Source organism: Dyella soli, assembly GCF_054482295.1.
Genome location: NZ_JBTFFU010000003.1, coordinates 356,681 through 371,368, shown reverse-complemented (window position 1 = coordinate 371,368; position 14,688 = coordinate 356,681). Strand labels below are relative to the sequence as shown.

14 protein-coding genes are annotated in these 14,688 nt (G+C 68.5%); 10 read left to right on the top strand and 4 right to left on the bottom strand.

Features of this window, described 5'->3' with window-relative positions; translation table 11 throughout:
- Positions 1 to 6: 6 nt before the first annotated feature.
- From ACXU4B_RS15995 to ACXU4B_RS15980, 4 genes are all read left to right on the top strand, one after another.
- Positions 7 to 711 carry an SDR family oxidoreductase gene (locus ACXU4B_RS15995; protein WP_131410698.1) on the top strand — a complete coding sequence of 235 codons (705 nt, stop codon included), beginning with the start codon at positions 7 to 9 and terminating at the stop codon, positions 709 to 711.
- Between the two features lie 217 nt (positions 712 to 928).
- On the top strand, positions 929 to 1,948 hold the full coding sequence (gene glk / locus ACXU4B_RS15990) for a glucokinase (RefSeq protein ID WP_131410700.1): 1,020 nt from the start codon (positions 929 to 931) through the stop codon (positions 1,946 to 1,948).
- 104 nt (positions 1,949 to 2,052) lie between these two features.
- Entirely contained in the window at positions 2,053 to 2,736 is a 684-nt protein-coding gene (locus tag ACXU4B_RS15985) for an HAD family hydrolase (RefSeq protein WP_131410702.1), read from the top strand.
- 74 nt (positions 2,737 to 2,810) lie between these two features.
- The gene (locus tag ACXU4B_RS15980; protein ID WP_131410704.1) at positions 2,811 to 3,134 is read left to right on the top strand and encodes a hypothetical protein; all 324 of its coding nucleotides are present in this window, start codon (positions 2,811 to 2,813) and stop codon (positions 3,132 to 3,134) included.
- A 400-nt stretch (positions 3,135 to 3,534) separates the two neighbouring features.
- On the opposite strand, the gene ACXU4B_RS15975 is transcribed toward ACXU4B_RS15980, so the two are convergent.
- The 3 genes from ACXU4B_RS15975 to secB all read right to left on the bottom strand — a co-directional run bounded on the left by ACXU4B_RS15975 (position 3,535) and on the right by secB (position 8,213).
- Positions 3,535 to 6,561 (bottom strand): DEAD/DEAH box helicase, encoded by a 3,027-nt coding sequence (locus tag ACXU4B_RS15975; RefSeq protein WP_131410706.1) that lies wholly within the window; start codon positions 6,559 to 6,561, stop codon positions 3,535 to 3,537.
- Positions 6,562 to 6,674: 113 nt separating this feature from the next.
- Positions 6,675 to 7,700 (bottom strand): NAD(P)H-dependent glycerol-3-phosphate dehydrogenase, encoded by a 1,026-nt coding sequence (locus tag ACXU4B_RS15970; RefSeq protein WP_131410708.1) that lies wholly within the window; start codon positions 7,698 to 7,700, stop codon positions 6,675 to 6,677.
- A 9-nt stretch (positions 7,701 to 7,709) separates the two neighbouring features.
- Positions 7,710 to 8,213, bottom strand: a complete 504-nt coding sequence (secB, locus tag ACXU4B_RS15965) for a protein-export chaperone SecB (protein WP_131410710.1) — start codon at positions 8,211 to 8,213, stop codon at positions 7,710 to 7,712.
- Positions 8,214 to 8,524: 311 nt separating this feature from the next.
- Here secB and rpmB point away from each other — a divergent pair, with 311 nt between their 5' ends.
- Together rpmB and rpmG are read left to right on the top strand one after the other, a co-directional pair.
- Positions 8,525 to 8,761 (top strand): 50S ribosomal protein L28, encoded by a 237-nt coding sequence (rpmB, locus tag ACXU4B_RS15960; protein WP_131410712.1) that lies wholly within the window; start codon positions 8,525 to 8,527, stop codon positions 8,759 to 8,761.
- 10 nt (positions 8,762 to 8,771) lie between these two features.
- A complete protein-coding gene (gene rpmG, locus ACXU4B_RS15955; RefSeq protein ID WP_008211962.1) occupies positions 8,772 to 8,939 on the top strand; it encodes a 50S ribosomal protein L33 in 168 nt (55 codons plus the stop codon).
- A 954-nt stretch (positions 8,940 to 9,893) separates the two neighbouring features.
- Here rpmG and ACXU4B_RS15950 read toward each other — a convergent pair.
- On the bottom strand, positions 9,894 to 11,087 hold the full coding sequence (locus ACXU4B_RS15950; protein WP_131410714.1) for a DesA family fatty acid desaturase: 1,194 nt from the start codon (positions 11,085 to 11,087) through the stop codon (positions 9,894 to 9,896).
- A gap of 177 nt (positions 11,088 to 11,264) precedes the next feature.
- Between ACXU4B_RS15950 and ACXU4B_RS15945 the strand changes: the two genes are divergently transcribed.
- The 4 genes from ACXU4B_RS15945 to ACXU4B_RS15930 are packed head-to-tail and all read left to right on the top strand — an operon-like array spanning position 11,265 to position 14,645.
- A complete protein-coding gene (locus ACXU4B_RS15945; protein WP_131410716.1) occupies positions 11,265 to 12,020 on the top strand; it encodes an ABC transporter ATP-binding protein in 756 nt (251 codons plus the stop codon).
- A complete protein-coding gene (locus ACXU4B_RS15940) occupies positions 12,017 to 12,802 on the top strand; it encodes an ABC transporter permease (protein ID WP_131410718.1) in 786 nt (261 codons plus the stop codon). Before ACXU4B_RS15945 ends, ACXU4B_RS15940 begins: the two co-directional genes overlap by 4 nt.
- Entirely contained in the window at positions 12,802 to 14,157 is a 1,356-nt protein-coding gene (locus ACXU4B_RS15935; protein ID WP_131410720.1) for a GldG family protein, read from the top strand. The genes ACXU4B_RS15940 and ACXU4B_RS15935 overlap by 1 nt, the downstream gene beginning before the upstream one ends.
- On the top strand, positions 14,154 to 14,645 hold the full coding sequence (locus ACXU4B_RS15930; RefSeq protein ID WP_131410722.1) for a hypothetical protein: 492 nt from the start codon (positions 14,154 to 14,156) through the stop codon (positions 14,643 to 14,645). Before ACXU4B_RS15935 ends, ACXU4B_RS15930 begins: the two co-directional genes overlap by 4 nt.
- The last annotated feature ends 43 nt before the right edge of the window (positions 14,646 to 14,688 follow it).

The following is a 14,688-nucleotide window of genomic DNA, read 5'->3' as shown; positions in this document are numbered from 1 at the left end:
CACCCCATGAAGATCCAAGGTTCCATTGCCCTCGTCACCGGCGCCAACCGCGGCCTCGGCCTCGCCTTTGCCAAGGCACTGCTCGACGCCGGCGCCAGCAAGGTCTACGCCGGCGCACGCGACCCGTCCACGGTCACCCTGCCCGGTGTCATTCCGATCAAGCTGGACGTCACCAATGCGCAGGATGTGGCTGCCGCCGCGATCACCTGCGCCGATGTCGACATCGTGATCAACAACGCCGGCATCACCTCGCCCACGCCGCTGCTCGATAAGCAGGACGGCGCCGCCGCGCTGCGCCGCCTGCTGGAGACGAACCTCCATGGCATCCATGCCATGAGCCAGGCCTTTGCGCCGGTGCTGAAGGCCAACGGCGGCGGCGCGCTGGTCAACATGCTGTCGGCCCTGAGCTGGCTGAGCCTGGGCACCACCGGCGCGTATTCGGTCTCCAAGGCTGCCGCCTGGGCGCTCACCAACAGCCTGCGCAACGAACTGCGCGCGCAGGGCACGCAAGTGCTGGCCGTGCACGCGGGCTACATCGACACCGACATGGTGAGCCACCTGGATGCCCCCAAGAGCAGTCCCGCCGACATCGCCGGCCGCACCATGCAGGCCCTCGCCGCGGGCGAACTCGAGGTACTGGCCGATGACACCGCGCGGCGGGTGAAGGGCGGCTTCGGCGCCACGCCGTCGGCCTATCTCGCCACCGCCTGAGCGCTGCCGCGCCGCACGTCGGCATACATCGCAGGAACCTCGCAGGGCCGACCCGTCTGCGCTGCACGGTGGCGACGGGTCGGCCAGCCGTGGTGCGCGCCTGCGCATGGACTTTCCCGGCCGGACCGCGCCATAGCGCGCCCGGCGCGGTGGCGCAGTACTGGACGAACCGGCCCGGGGGCGTCACGCTTACCGTTCCCCGAAGCCAGGACCGTCCATGAGAACGCCAGCCCGTGCCGTCCCGACCTTGCTTGCTGACCTTGGCGGCACCAATGTGCGTTTCGCCCTGGCCGATCCGGGTCGTGCGGCGCCGTTGCTGGACGACAGCGTGCGGCGTTACCGGGTCAAGGACTACGCCTCGCTGGCCGACGCCATCCGCCAGTATTTCGACGACACCGGCCTGCGCGCGCAGCGCGCGATCATCGCCGCGGCCGGACGCATCAGCGAAGGCGAGACGGTCAAGGTCACCAACAACCCATGGGCCGTGGCCGCGCATGCACTGCAGGCCGAACTGCGCATGGATTCGGTGCACCTGGTCAACGACTTCGCCGCGCAGGCGATGGCGGTGCCGCTGCTGACCCACGACCAGCTGTCCCCGGTGGGCCCGCAGCCGATGCCGACGCTGGGCCTGCGCGAGCCGCAGACGTTCGTGGTGATGGGCCCCGGCACCGGCCTTGGCGTGGCCGGCCTGTTGCGTCGCGAAGGCCACTGGATCGTGCTCGAGACCGAAGGCGGCCACGCCGGCTTCGCCGCGCACACGGCGGAAGACGTGGAGATCCTGCATCGCCTCAACGACCGCTTCGGCCGCGTGTCCAACGAACGCATGATCTGCGGCAACGGCCTGGTCAACCTTTACCTTGCCCTCGCCGACATCGCCGGCCAGCCGGCCGAGGAATACACGCCCGAGGACATCACCGCCCGCGCCGAAGCCGGCACCGATCCGCTGTGCGTGCGCACGGTGGAAACGCTGGCCGGCATTTTCGGCAGCGTGGCCGGCGACCTCGTGCTCAGCCTGGGCGGCTGGGACGGCGTGTACCTGACCGGCGGCGTGCTGCCGATCCTGCTGCCGTGGCTCAAGCGCGGCGGTTTCCGCGAGCGCTTCGAGGCCAAGGGCCGCTTCCGCGAGACGATGGAACACGTGCCCACCGTGGCCATGATCCACCCGGAACCGGGCCTGCTCGGCGCCGCCGCGCTGGCCGTGATCGAAGCCGGCAAGCCGCTGGTCTGCAGCGAATAAGCCCGGCGCCGGCGGTTTTTTCCCGCCGGCCGCGACGCGCCAGGGTTTGGTCGCCCATCGCCGATCGGCGACACTAGCCGTCTGGCAGTGGATGGAGAGACCCCGTGGCACGCAGCAATTCCGCGCTCCTGTTCGATCTCGACGGCACCCTCGTCGACAGCGTCTACCAGCATGTGCTGGCGTGGAAGGAAGCACTCGACCGCGAAGGCGTCGAACTCTCCGTGTGGCGCATCCATCGCAAGATCGGCATGAGCGGCGGCCTGTTCGCCAACATGCTGCTGCGCGAAACCGGGCTGGAAATCACCGAGGAACGCCTCGAGCGTCTGCGCCTCTGGCACGCCGAGGCCTATACGCGGCAGGCCTCGCAGGGCGCGGTGCGCCCGCTGCCCGGCGCACGCGAACTGCTGGCCTTCCTCACCGACGAAGAAATCCCCTGGGCCATCGCCACCAGCGGGCGCATGCAGACGGCCGCGCACAACCTGGAGGCGCTCGGCGTCGATCCGTCCAGCGTGCCGGTGGTGACGCGCGACCAGGTGCGCTATGCCAAGCCGGATCCCGACCTGTTCATCACCGCGGCCCATCGCCTGGGCGTCGACATCCACCACAGCCTGGTGATCGGCGACAGCATCTGGGACATGCTGGCGGCGCAGCGCGCGCGTGCACTGGGCGTGGGCCTGCTGTCCGGCGGCTACGGCCAGGAAGAACTCGAGGACGCCGGCGCGTTCCGCGTCTACGAAGACCCCGCCGACCTGCTCCGGCACATCGACGAAGTGGCCGCGCGACGCTGACGTCAGGCGCGATTCATCGCCGCGCCGCCGCCTGCGGGTAGTCTCGGCAATGGATCCGTCCACTGGAGGCCGTCATGCGCCGTTATCTCGCCATGCTCATGTCCGCGCTGCTTGCCGCGTGCTCGCCTTCCTCGCCACCACCCGCGCAGAAGCCACCCAAGCCCCAGGCAGAGCAGGCCGCGCCCGCACGCGCCGAACTCGGCTCGGCCGCGTGGTACGCCTGGGTCGACGAACGCCTGCACATCACCGATGACGGCCACGGACCCGATCGCGGTTCGGACGAATGGAACCACGCGGTGCAGCACAAGCTGGGCCAGGAAGCGCCGCAATCGCCGATCGGATCGCCGCAGTGGCAACAGGCGGTGGATGCCTTGTTGCGGACCAGGCCGGCACTCTGATCGCTCTTTGCTCCCTCTCCTCGGATGGGAGAGGGAGCAACAGCGCGCGACTCCTGGCTTTAAGCCCTCAAGGCCATGGCGCGTTGCAGTGAAGCGGCTAGGCAGAGGCGGAGGTGTCCCGCCTCGAGACCCCAAGACCGTTCCGGCCTGTATCCAACCCGTTGCCGCGAGCTCTTGAGGCCATTCTCTTTGGGTTACTTTTCTCTTGGGCCAGCAAGAGAAAAGTGACTCGGCCTCCGGCAGGAGGTCGAAACGCCCGCTGCGTAAGCGGCAAGCTGGCGAAAGCGCTCGGGAGCGAAGCGAGAAAAAAGCCACGAGATCACGCCTGATCCACGCTACCGCGAGCACCCGCCCCTCACCTCAGTCCTCTCCCCGGAGGGGAGAGGAAGCAAGCGAGGCATCACCCAGGCGCCAGCAGCGCATCCAGGTCCGACTGGTCGAAGCTCAGCTTCTCGCGCGTGCCGCCACCTTCCAGCACCGCTTCGGCCAGTTCCGCCTTGCGTGCCTTCAGTTCCTCGATGCGCTCCTCCACCGTGCCGCCGGTGATCAGGCGGAACACGAACACGGGCTTGTCCTGGCCGATGCGATGCGCACGATCGGAAGCCTGCGCTTCGGCCGCCGGGTTCCACCACGGGTCGTAGTGGATCACGGTGTCGGCGGCGGTGAGGTTGAGGCCCACGCCACCGGCTTTCAGCGACAGCAGGAACAGCGGCACTTCGCCCTCCTGGAACTGCCGCACCGGTTCGGCGCGGTCGCGCGTTTCGCCGGTGAGCGTGACGTAGCGAATGCGGTGGCGGTCGAGTTCGTGCGCGATCAGCTTGAGCATCTCGGTGAACTGCGAGAACAGCAGCACCTTGCGGCCCTCGGCCAGCAGCGCCGGCAACATGTCCATCAGCAATTCGAACTTCGCCGAATCGCGCACGCCGCGCGCCGCTTCCAGTTTCACCAGGCGCGGATCGCAACAGACCTGGCGCAACTTGAGCAGGGCGTCGAGCACGACGATGCCGCTGTGCGAGATGCCGCGCTGCGCGATCACCTCGCGCAGTTCCTCCGCCAGCGACAGGCGCAGGCTTTCGTACAGCTCGCGCTGGCGGCCTTCGAGCACGACCCGGCGCGTGATCTCGGTCTTGGGTGGCAGCTCCGAGGCCACCTGCGACTTGGTCCGACGCAGGATGAAGGGCGCGAGGCGCCGGTTGAGGCGATCCTGGCAATCGGTGTCGCGATGCCGCTCGATCGGCACGCGGTAGTGACGGCGGAATGCGCCCTCGTCGCCGAGCAGGCCGGGCACGGACAGATCCACCTGCGACCACAGTTCGCCCAGGTGGTTTTCCAGCGGCGTGCCGGTGAGGCAGATGCAGCGCGGTGCGCGCAGGCTCAGCACGGCGCGCCGTGCCTGCGTGCGCGGGTTCTTCACCTGCTGGGCTTCGTCCAGCACGATCAGCGCGAACGGCTGCTTGCGCAGCGTCACCACGTCGCGCGGCAGCAGGGCATAGCTGGTCAGCACGATGTCCTGCGCGCCGAGCTGCGAGAAATCGCCGCCGCGCTGCGGGCCATGCAGGGCCAGCACGCGCAGGGCCGGCGCAAAGCGCGCGACTTCCGCCTGCCAGTTCGGGATCAGGCTGGTGGGTACCACCACCAGGGCCGGCTGCGTGAGCGCACCGCGCTCCTTCAGCGCCAGCAGGTGCGTGATCAGCTGCAGGGTCTTGCCCAGGCCCATATCGTCGGCCAGCACGCCGCCCACGCCCGCCTCGGCCAGCGCATTGAGCCAGCGCAGGCCTTCGCGTTGATACGGGCGCAGCTCGACGGTGAGGCCGTCGGGCACCACATCGCTGGCGCGCTCCGCGGCATCGCGCAGGCGCGCCGTGAAACCGCGCAGCGCGTCGGGCGCCACCAGCTCGCCGCCACTGGGCAGCGCATCGACCAGTTCTTCCAGGCGGCCGGCCTGCACGCGCGGCAGGTGCAGCTTCTTGCGCGGCCGTTCGAGATATTCGGCCAGCGGCGCCAGAAGGCCGCGCAGTTCCTTCAGGCGCACCGGCACGCGGCGACGCTCGTCCACCGGCGCGTACCACACGGCATCTTCCGGCTCGTTCGGCGCGGGACTCAGGTTCAACTGGTGCTCGGCCAGCGCCTGCGCCACGGCGGGCAGCAGGTTGTGGCGCTTGCCTTCCACCTCGATGCCGATTTCCAGGTCGAAGGCGTGGTCGTCGGTGTCCTCCACCGCATTGCCATACCAGCGCACCGGCCCTTCCAGCACTTCGAACGGGAAGCTGGGCGCGTAGTCGAGCAGGAAACCTTCCACTTCGAGCTTGGGACGCAGCGCCAGCCAGCGCGCGGGCGTGTTGACCTCCAGCGCACCGGCGTAGCCCTTGCCGGGGAACAGCCAGGCATCCTCGGGCAGCGTGTCCGCCAGATCCCAGGGCAGGCCCTCGGTGTCCACGCCGGGGGTCAGGCCGGCGCGTTCGAGCTGCTCCATGGCGGAGAGTTCTTCCGCGCGGCGGCGGGTGATTTCCAGCAGATGGCCGTTGCGCACGCGCCGTACCAGCGGCTCACCGCCGCGGCCAGGCAGGCGCTCGCCCGCGTAGTCGAAGGCAAGGCGCGCATACGCCAGCGGCGGCGTGCCGGCGGCCAGCCGCGCATGGCGGGTGAGTGCGTGCAGCGTGAGTACCGGCTTGGGCGCCAGTTCGGCCCGGCGCATCTCGCCCAGCACCTGCGGCAGCGGCAGGCGGTGCGACAGGCGGCTGTGCGGCAGGGCGTCGCGCAGGATCTGGCTGTATTCGTGCTTCAGCGGCGGCAGGTCAAGCCACTGGGTCTCTTCCAGTGGCGCCTCGAGGTGGCCCAGTTCGGCGCGCTCGGCGTCGAGGTACCACAGGGCATCGATGCGCAGCAGGCGATGGTTGGTCGGCATCGCCGGCTGCAGGCGCTGGCCGCCGTCCTTTTCCAGGTGCCATTGCCAGTTGAGCTGGTGCGATTTGCCGCGGGACAGACGCAGGCCGGCCAGGCCGCCAAGGAAACACGGCGAGGTATCGAGGATTTCGGCCAGCAGGGCGTCGCCGACGTGGCCGGACAGCCGCGCATAGCTGCGGCTCTTGCGCAGGGTCTGCGGCAGGCCGAGCACGGTGGCGGCCAGTCGCTGCTCGTGGGGCGCCAGCGCCTGCTGCGCGAGATGCTTGCTGTCCAGCGGCGTCGGCCGCACGAAGCGGCCCTGCTCGGCCACGGCCAGCACCACCGGCGCCACGTCGAGGTGGGCAAAGGCCACGCCCTCCTCGAGCATGACCTCGAGGAAGAAGCCCAGCACGCCGCGCTCATGCGTGGGGCCGGTCGCGGCGGAAGCCAGCAGCTTGCGCCAGACAACCGGCAGCGACTCGCCACCGCTGTCGCTGCGTTGCGTGGTCAGACCGTCGTGCTGTTTATCGTCCGGTGACTGCATGCGCATTCGGTTCGCCAGGGCGACCAAAAGATTCAGCTTAGCAAGGGTCCTGCACGAGTGCGCGTCTCATCGTCCGGTTTTTCGCACCGGACGCCAAGAGTTGGCGTCAGTGCTCAACACGGACCAAACAGGCCCCTCGGGTACTCCGGCTTCTGCTGGCGCCCCATCAGCGCCTTCAGGCCCTCGACCGGGGTGACCTCGCCATGCAGCACGGCGCGCACGCCGCTGCTGATGGGCAGGTCCAGCCCGTGCTTGGTGGCCAGGCGGACCACTTCGTCGGCGGTCAGCACGCTTTCCACCACCTGCCCGATCTCACGCACGGCTTCGTCGATGGCCCTGCCGCGACCCAGCGCCAGGCCCAGCCGGCGATTACGCGAGAGATCGCCGGTACAGGTCAGCACCAGGTCGCCCAGGCCCGCCAGGCCCATCAGCGTTTCCGGGCGCGCGCCCAGGGCCACGCCCAGGCGCAGCATCTCGTTCATCCCGCGGGTGATGAGACCGGCGCGGGCGTTGAGGCCCAGCTCCATCCCATCGGCCACGCCAGTGGCGACCGCCAGCACGTTCTTCATGGCGCCGCCCAGTTCCGCGCCGAGCACGTCGCTGCCCGAATACGCGCGGAAGTTCGGCGCATGCAGCAGCAGGGCGAGCTCGTTGGCGAAGGCGTCGTCATCGGAATGGACCGTGACGGCACTGGGCATGCCGGCCGCCACTTCCCTGGCGAACGACGGACCGGTGACCACGGCGGCCGCACGGCCCGGGAAGCGCTCCGCCACCAGCTCATGCAGGAAACGACCGGTGCCGGGCTCGAAGCCCTTGGTGGCCCAGGCAATGCGCGCGCCGGGCTCCAGCCACGGCACGATCTCCTCCAGCATGGAGGCGAAGGCATGGCTGGGCACCACGATCAGCACCACCTGGGCGCCGCGCAGGGCAGCGGCCAGGTCAGGCTCGTACGCCAGCTCGGACGGCAACTCGACGTCCGGCAGGTAGCGCTGGTTGCGCCGGTGTTCCGCCATGGCGCGCAGTGCGGCCGCATCGCGGCCCCACAGGCGGGTCGGCACGTGGTTGCGGGCGGCAAGGGCCGCGAGCGCGGTTCCCCACGAGCCAGCACCCAATACGGCCAGCGTCGGACGTTCAACCATGGTGCGGGATCAGCTGTTCAGCGTGGGAACGGCGCTGCCGGTAAGCACCCGGCGCTGCTGCTCGGCGTACAGGGCGTCAAAATTGATCGGCTGCAGCAGGAACGGCGGGAAACCGCCTTCCAGCACGAGCGAGGAAAGGATCTGGCGCGCGTACGGGAACAGCAGGTTCGGGCAGTAGCTGTTGATGATGCCGGCCTGGTCTTCCTCGCTGAAACCGGCGATGCCGAACACGCCGGCCTGCTGCACTTCGGCCAGGTAGGCGGTGCGCTCGCCCAGCGTGCAGGTCAGGGTCAGGCTGAGCACGACTTCGAACTGGTCGTTGCCCAGGTCCACGGCCTTCTGGCCCAGGTTCAGCTGCACCTGCGGCTGCAGGTCGGTTTCGCCCACGTCCTGGAAGATCTGCGGCGCATTGGGTGCCTCGTAGGACACGTCCTTCACATAGATCTTCTGCAGGACCAGCTGCGGCTGGCCGGCCGGGCCACTGGCCTGGCCATTGGCGGTGAAATCTGCCATTGGGGTATCCCTCTTAACGTGTGCGGTGCGTAATACGCAAAGAGATGGATTGTTCCATACATCCCCGCAGGCCGCCATGCGGTGGGAGCCCGGCGGGCAAAGATTGCGCACAGCCCTGTTTTTCTGGGAGAATAGCCGGCTCGACCATGCCGACCCGACCGATCGGGCATGTCCGCTACGCGATGCGGGCCTCACGGCAGACCTCGAAAGCTCCACCCACCAGCATCGCGTGGCGCCAGGCGCCGCTGGGCCGATGCCGCCCTGGCTAACGGGTGGCAAACGCGCCCCAGGGCGCTCTATAGGAGGTCATCATGGCCCGCATTTGCCAAGTCACCGGAAAGGGTGTGCAGACCGGCAACAACGTCTCGCATGCCAACAACAAAACCCGTCGCCGCTGGTTGCCGAACCTGCATGAGCGCCGCTTCTGGGTCCCGAGCGAGAACCGCTGGGTCAAGCTGCGCGTTTCCAACCACGCCCTGCGCACGATCGACAAGAACGGCATCGAAGCCGTGATTGCCGACCTGCGCGCCCGCGGCGAAAAGATCTGAGGATTGAGCCATGGCTAACAGCAAGCAAGACAAGATCCGCCTGATCTCTTCGGCCGGCACCGGCCACTTCTACACCACGCAGAAGAACAAGAAGAACACGCCGGAAAAGTTCGAGTTCAAGAAGTACGATCCGGTTGTTCGCAAGCATGTGATCTACAAGGAAGGCAAGATCAAGTAAGCCCTCTCGGGTTTGCTGCTTCCACGAAAAACCCGCCGCAAGGCGGGTTTTTTGTTGGCTGGGATGGGGTGCGGGCGGGGCGCGAACTGGGCAGGCTGTGCAAGCCCCGTACCCTCACCCCAACCCCTCTCTCCCACAGGGACTACCTTCGGGTCGCCGGTGGGAGAGGGGCTAAGGCCGGCTCCATCCTAGGAATCCTTCTCCCTTCGGGAGAAGGTGCCGGCCCCACAGGGACTCCCTTTGGTCGCAGGCGGATGAGGGTTCGGGCGGAGCGCGAGAATGAAAGGCTGTGCAAGCCCCGCACCCTCACCCCAACCCCTCTCCCGAGGGGAGAGGGGCTGACGCGACGTCAATCGAAGAAACCCTTCTCCCCACGGGAGAAGGTGCCGGCAGGCGGATGAGGGTTCGGGCGGAGCGCGAGAATGAAAGGCTGCGCAAGCCCAGCACCCTCACCCCAACCCCTCTCTCCCACAGGGACTACCTTCGGGTCGCCGGTGGGAGAGGGGCTAAAGCAGGCTCCATCGAAGGAACCCTTCTCCCCACGGGAGAAGGTGCCGGCAGGCGGATGAGGGTTCGGGCGGAGCGCGCGAGACAGAAACGCTGCGCAAGCCCCGCACCCTCACCCCAGCCCCTCTCCCGAGGGGAGAGGGGCTAAGCCAGGCTTCATCGAAGAAACCCTTCTCCCTTCGGGAGAAGGTGCCGGCAGGCGGATGAGGGTTCGGGCGGAGCGCGAGAATGAAAGGCTGCGCAAGCCCCGCACCCTCACCCCAACCCCTCTCCCGAGGGGAGAGGGGCTAAATCAACGTCGATCGATGCAACCCTTCTCCCTTCGGGAGAAGGTGCCGGCAGGCGGATGAGGGTTCGGGCGGAGCGAGACAGGAAGGCCACCCAACCCCCGCACATAAAAAAAAGCCCGCCTTGCGGCGGGCTTTTCATGTCACTGGATCGAAGCGATCAGGCGTTGGCCACCGAATAGCTCTTCAGGCGGGCGGCGAATTCCTGCAGGGCGCGGATACCGCTCTGCTCGGCTTCGGCGATCCACTGCTGCAGGCCCTTCAAGGCCTGGTCGGCGCCGCGCTGTTCCATCAGGGCAGCCAGGCGGTTGCGGAAGTCGCACACGGTGCTCAGCGTCGGGCGCTTGGCCAGCACGGCCTGCATGCGGTCGCGGCCTTCGCTGTCCAGCCAGCGGCCACCGTCGGCCAGCGCACGGCGCACGCGGCGCGGCACGGCCTTGATGCTGTCGCCGGCGTGCTGCGCTTCGTCGCGCAGGGTCGGCATGATCACGTTGCGGTAGTAGTCGGTCATCGCGGCGAAGCGATGGGTCAGCACGCCCTTGAGCGTCTCGGCATCCGGCAGGTGCACGTTCGGGCGGATGTCCAGCGTCGGCGCCACGCGCAGTACCTTGGCCAGGCCCACCGCACGCAGGGCGCAGATGGCGGCCCAGCCGATGTCGAACTCCCACTTGCGCAGGGCGAACTTGGCCGAGCTCGGGAACGCATGGTGGTTGTTGTGCAGCTCTTCGCCGCCGATCCAGAAACCCCAGGGGATCAGGTTGGTCGCGGTGTCGGCGCTCTCGAAGTTGCGGTAACCCCACCAGTGGCCGATGCCGTTGACGAAGCCGGCGGCCCAGAACGGGATCCACACCATCTGCAGCGCCCACAGGGCGGCGCCGATCACGCCGAACAGCGCGACGCTGATGAACAGCATCAGGGTCGGACCCCAGTACGGATGTGCACCGTAGAGGTTGCGCTCGATCCAGTCGTCCGGCGTACCGCGGCCGTACTTCTCGAGATCTTCCTTCACCTCGCTGGCGTCGCGGTACAGCGAGACGCCGTCCCAGAACACCTTCTTGATGCCGTAGATCTGCGGGCTATGCGGGTCTTCCTCGGTCTCGACCTTGGCGTGGTGCTTGCGATGCACCGCCACCCACTCCTTGGTGACCATGCCCGTGGTGAGCCAGCCCCAGAAGCGGAAGAAGTGCGAGATCGACCAGTGCAGGTCGACGCCCCGATGGGTCTGGCAGCGATGCAGGTAGAGCGTCACCGTGAAGATGGTGAGCTGGGTCATGATCAGCATGTAGATGGTCATGCTGAGCCAGCCGGCATGCGTGATGCCGTTGGACAGGAAGTTGAGGACTGCGTCGAGCATCAGGGAAGTACCCAGGTGTATGAAATTTCAGTCTAAGCGAGGGGTTGCCGTACCCGCCAGCATGGACAATGCCGAATATTGTCGCACCTATACCGTGCAACAAAGTTAATGTGCTGTGCCGCGCATTGGCGCCCTCACCCAGTTGTATGCAAATGGGGTCACCCTGACAATCATGCAATGAGCGCGCCTACCGTCGTATTGCAGCTGGATCAACTTACCCGCCACCGGGCCGGACGGCCTGCGGTCGCCGATCTCAGCCTGCGGCTGGACGCTGGCCAGGTGCTGGGCCTGCTGGGGGTCAACGGAGCCGGCAAGTCCACCACGCTGGCGATGATCGCCGGCGCCCTGGTGCCCGACAGCGGCCGCATCCGCCTGAACGGCCGGGACTTCCTTGAGCAGCCCGAACTTGCCCGCCGCGCCATCGGCTGGTTGCCGGAACGTGCCCCGCTGTGGCCGGAACTGACCGTCAGCGAGCACCTGGACGCGCATGGGCGCCTGCGCGGCCTGCGCGGCGCCGAACTGGCCAGGGCCCGCAAGGCGATCACCGAGCGGCTGGAACTGGGCAGCCTGTCGCGCCGTCTCGCCGGCGTGCTGTCGCAGGGCCAGCGCCAGCGGCTGGGCCTGGCCTGCGCGCTGCTGCACGGGCCATCGCTGCTGGTGCTGGACGAGCCCGCCAACGCGCTCGACCCGGTGCAGGTGGCGGCGCTGCGCGCGGTGATCCGCGAACAGGCGGCCGCCGGTACCGCGATCATTCTTTCCACGCACCTGCTGGCCGAAGTCACGGCCGCCTGCGACCGCGTGGCGATCCTGCACGAGGGCCGCCTGCGTTACGACGCAGCCATCAACGGCGACGACCACAAGATGCTGGAACAGACTTTCTTCGATGTCGCCATGCGTGGCGAAGGGAACGGCGACCGGATGCAGGCTGCATGAGTGTGCTCGCCGTGACGCGGCTGGAATTGCGCCGCCTGTTCGTCCGTCCGTTGGCCTGGGTACTGGCCGCCCTGACCCTGGCCCAGCTGGCCTGGCGCTTCATGCTGCTGCTGGGCGGATTTCTCGCCGGCCAGATCAAGCTGGCCGCGCTGCCTGGCGGCCCGGGTTATACCGACCTGGTCGGCGTGCCGATGCTGAGCAGCATTCTCACCGGCGGCATCCTGCCGTTCGGCGTGGCCGAGCTGGCGCTGGTGATCGTGCCCTTGCTGACCATGTCGGCGCTGGCGGGCGAACGCAGCAACGGCACCTTGCCGCTGTGGTTTGCCGCCGGCCTGCCCGCCTCGCGCATCGTGCTGGGCAAATACCTCGCGCTGATGCTGTGGCTGGTGCTGTGGCTCGCCCTGGCGCTGGCGATGCCGCTGAGCCTTGCGCATGGGATCACGCTCGACTGGGGCAAGCTCGCGGCCGCCTCGCTGGGCATGCTGCTGACGCTGGCCGCGCTTGCCGCCATCGGCATCGCGTGCTCGGCCTATGCGTCCCACTCGTCCATTGCCGCCACCATCGCGCTCACCATCGGCCTGGCGCTGGCGGGCGTGAACATCGCCGCGCAAAAGGCCGGTGCCACCGGTGGCGCCTTCAACTGGCTGGCGCTGAGCGGACACCTGGAAACCATGCTGCGCGGCCTGGTCTCGGTGGCGGACGTCGTCTGGTTCGCACTGGTGGTGGTGGTGGCGCTGGCCCTTGCCACGCAACGGCTCGCGGCCGAACGGGAGCGCGGCTGATGGCACGCCTGTTCCGGCACCTCAATGGATGGCTGTTTGCGCTCGCCCTGCTGCTGGCGGCGGGCGCCGTCGGCTACCTCACCTCGCGCCATGACCACGTGGCGGACTGGACCCATGGCGGCCGCGCCAGCCTCTCGTCCGAGAGCCGCGCCGTGCTCGATGCGCTGCATGGCCCGGTGGAGATCGTCAGCTACGCCAATCCGCAAAGCGACCTGCGCCACACGGTGGCCGGATTCGTGCAGCGCTACCAGCGCGTCAAGCCCGATCTTGCGCTGCGCTTTGTCGATCCGCAGCAGGATCCGGCGGCCATGCGCGAGCTGGGCATCACCGTCGACGGCGCGCTGATCATCCACTACCAGGGCCGCGAGCAGCGCCTGGACGAACTGTCCGAACGCAGTCTCACCAATGCACTGGAACGCCTCGCGCGTGGTGGCGAGCGCATCGTGGCGTTCGTTTCCGGCGATGGCGAGCGTCGCCCCGACGACAAGGGCAACGCGGACCTGGGCACCTTCATGGCGCAGCTGGAAGGCCGCGGCATGCGCGCCGTGCCACTGAACTTCGCGCAGGTCACCGCGGTACCGCAGCACACCGACCTGGTGGTGCTCGCCAGCCCCGAACTGGCGCTGCCCGATGGCGCGGTCAAGGCCTTGACCGACTATGTCGCCAACGGCGGCAACCTGCTGTGGCTGAGCGAGCCTTCCAACGACGACCTGCACCTCGCGCCGCTGGCCGATGCGCTGGGCGTACGCGTGTTGCCGGGCGTGCTGGTGGACGGCCAGGGCGCCGCGCTCGGCCTGCAGGATCCGCGCATGATCGCGCTGGGTGACTATCCGCAACATGCGATCACGCGTGGTTTCACGCTCACCACGCTGTTCCCCCAGACATCCGCGCTGGCGCTTTCGGCGCGCACCGACTGGCAGGTCGTGCCGTTCCTGCGCTCCGGCCCGCAGAGCTGGACCGAGTTCAAGGCGATCGACAACGCGCAGAGTTCCACCGTCCAGTACGACGCCGCTGCCGGCGAGCTGAAGGGCCCGCTGGATTTCGGCTTCGCCCTGAGCCGCCTGTCGCCCAGCCCGGACAAGGCGGAGCAGCGCGTGGTGGTGGTCGGCGACGGCGACTTCCTGTCCAACACCTTCCTCGGCAACGGCGGCAATCGCGCGCTGGGCGAGCGCATGTTCGACTGGCTGCTCGGCGACGACGCGCTGGTCAACCTGCCGCCGCGCGGCGCGCCCGACCGCGTGCTGCAGATTTCCCAGGCGCAGCTCAGCACGGTAAGCCTGGGTTTCCTGGTGTTCCTGCCGCTGCTGCTGCTGGCCACGGGCGGCTGGATCGCCTGGCGTCGTCGCCGCGCATGACGCGTGCGGGCCGCCAGCGCGCCTGGATCATCGCCGCTGCCGTGGCGCTGGTGGCCGTGGCCGCGTGGCAATGGCAGCACGATCGCGCGGCGGCGCCCGGCACCCTGCTGGCCGCGCCGCCGGCCAGCATCAGCAAGGTGGAGCTGAGCATCGGCAGCCGCCCTGCCGAGCATTACACCCGGCATGACGGGCACTGGTGGCGAACCGACGACGGCAACGTGCGGGCCGACGATGGTCGCCTCGGCGAACTGACCGACACCGCGGCCGCGGCCGTCCTGAGCTGGCGCCCGATCAGCGATTTCGAGCCGGCCCGGATCGGCCTCGCGCCACCGGCGGCGGTGCTGAGCCTGGATGGCCAGCGACTGGAATTTGGCGAGACCTCGGTGACCGGTCCGCAACGCTATGTGCGCGTGGGCGATCGCGTGGCCCTGGTTTCCGTGCGCTACACCCCGAGGCCCGTCAGCGGCCAGGCCGTGCACGCCCAGTAACCGCACCTGCGGCCGTCGTCCCGGCAAAGGGACCGGCTGCACC

What these genes read in the sequence shown, in the direction of transcription:
- ACXU4B_RS15995 (WP_131410698.1), top strand. Translation starts at nt 7, where the DNA reads ATGAAGATCCAAGGTTCCATTGCCCTCGTCACCGGCGCCAACCGCGGC.
- glk (WP_131410700.1), top strand. Translation starts at nt 929, where the DNA reads ATGAGAACGCCAGCCCGTGCCGTCCCGACCTTGCTTGCTGACCTTGGC.
- ACXU4B_RS15980 (WP_131410704.1), top strand. Translation starts at nt 2,811, where the DNA reads ATGCGCCGTTATCTCGCCATGCTCATGTCCGCGCTGCTTGCCGCGTGC.
- ACXU4B_RS15975 (WP_131410706.1), bottom strand. Translation starts at nt 6,561, where the DNA reads ATGCAGTCACCGGACGATAAACAGCACGACGGTCTGACCACGCAACGC.
- ACXU4B_RS15970 (WP_131410708.1), bottom strand. Translation starts at nt 7,700, where the DNA reads ATGGTTGAACGTCCGACGCTGGCCGTATTGGGTGCTGGCTCGTGGGGA.
- secB (WP_131410710.1), bottom strand. Translation starts at nt 8,213, where the DNA reads ATGGCAGATTTCACCGCCAATGGCCAGGCCAGTGGCCCGGCCGGCCAG.
- rpmB (WP_131410712.1), top strand. Translation starts at nt 8,525, where the DNA reads ATGGCCCGCATTTGCCAAGTCACCGGAAAGGGTGTGCAGACCGGCAAC.
- rpmG (WP_008211962.1), top strand. Translation starts at nt 8,772, where the DNA reads ATGGCTAACAGCAAGCAAGACAAGATCCGCCTGATCTCTTCGGCCGGC.
- ACXU4B_RS15950 (WP_131410714.1), bottom strand. Translation starts at nt 11,087, where the DNA reads ATGCTCGACGCAGTCCTCAACTTCCTGTCCAACGGCATCACGCATGCC.
- ACXU4B_RS15945 (WP_131410716.1), top strand. Translation starts at nt 11,265, where the DNA reads ATGAGCGCGCCTACCGTCGTATTGCAGCTGGATCAACTTACCCGCCAC.
- ACXU4B_RS15940 (WP_131410718.1), top strand. Translation starts at nt 12,017, where the DNA reads ATGAGTGTGCTCGCCGTGACGCGGCTGGAATTGCGCCGCCTGTTCGTC.
- ACXU4B_RS15935 (WP_131410720.1), top strand. Translation starts at nt 12,802, where the DNA reads ATGGCACGCCTGTTCCGGCACCTCAATGGATGGCTGTTTGCGCTCGCC.
- ACXU4B_RS15930 (WP_131410722.1), top strand. Translation starts at nt 14,154, where the DNA reads ATGACGCGTGCGGGCCGCCAGCGCGCCTGGATCATCGCCGCTGCCGTG.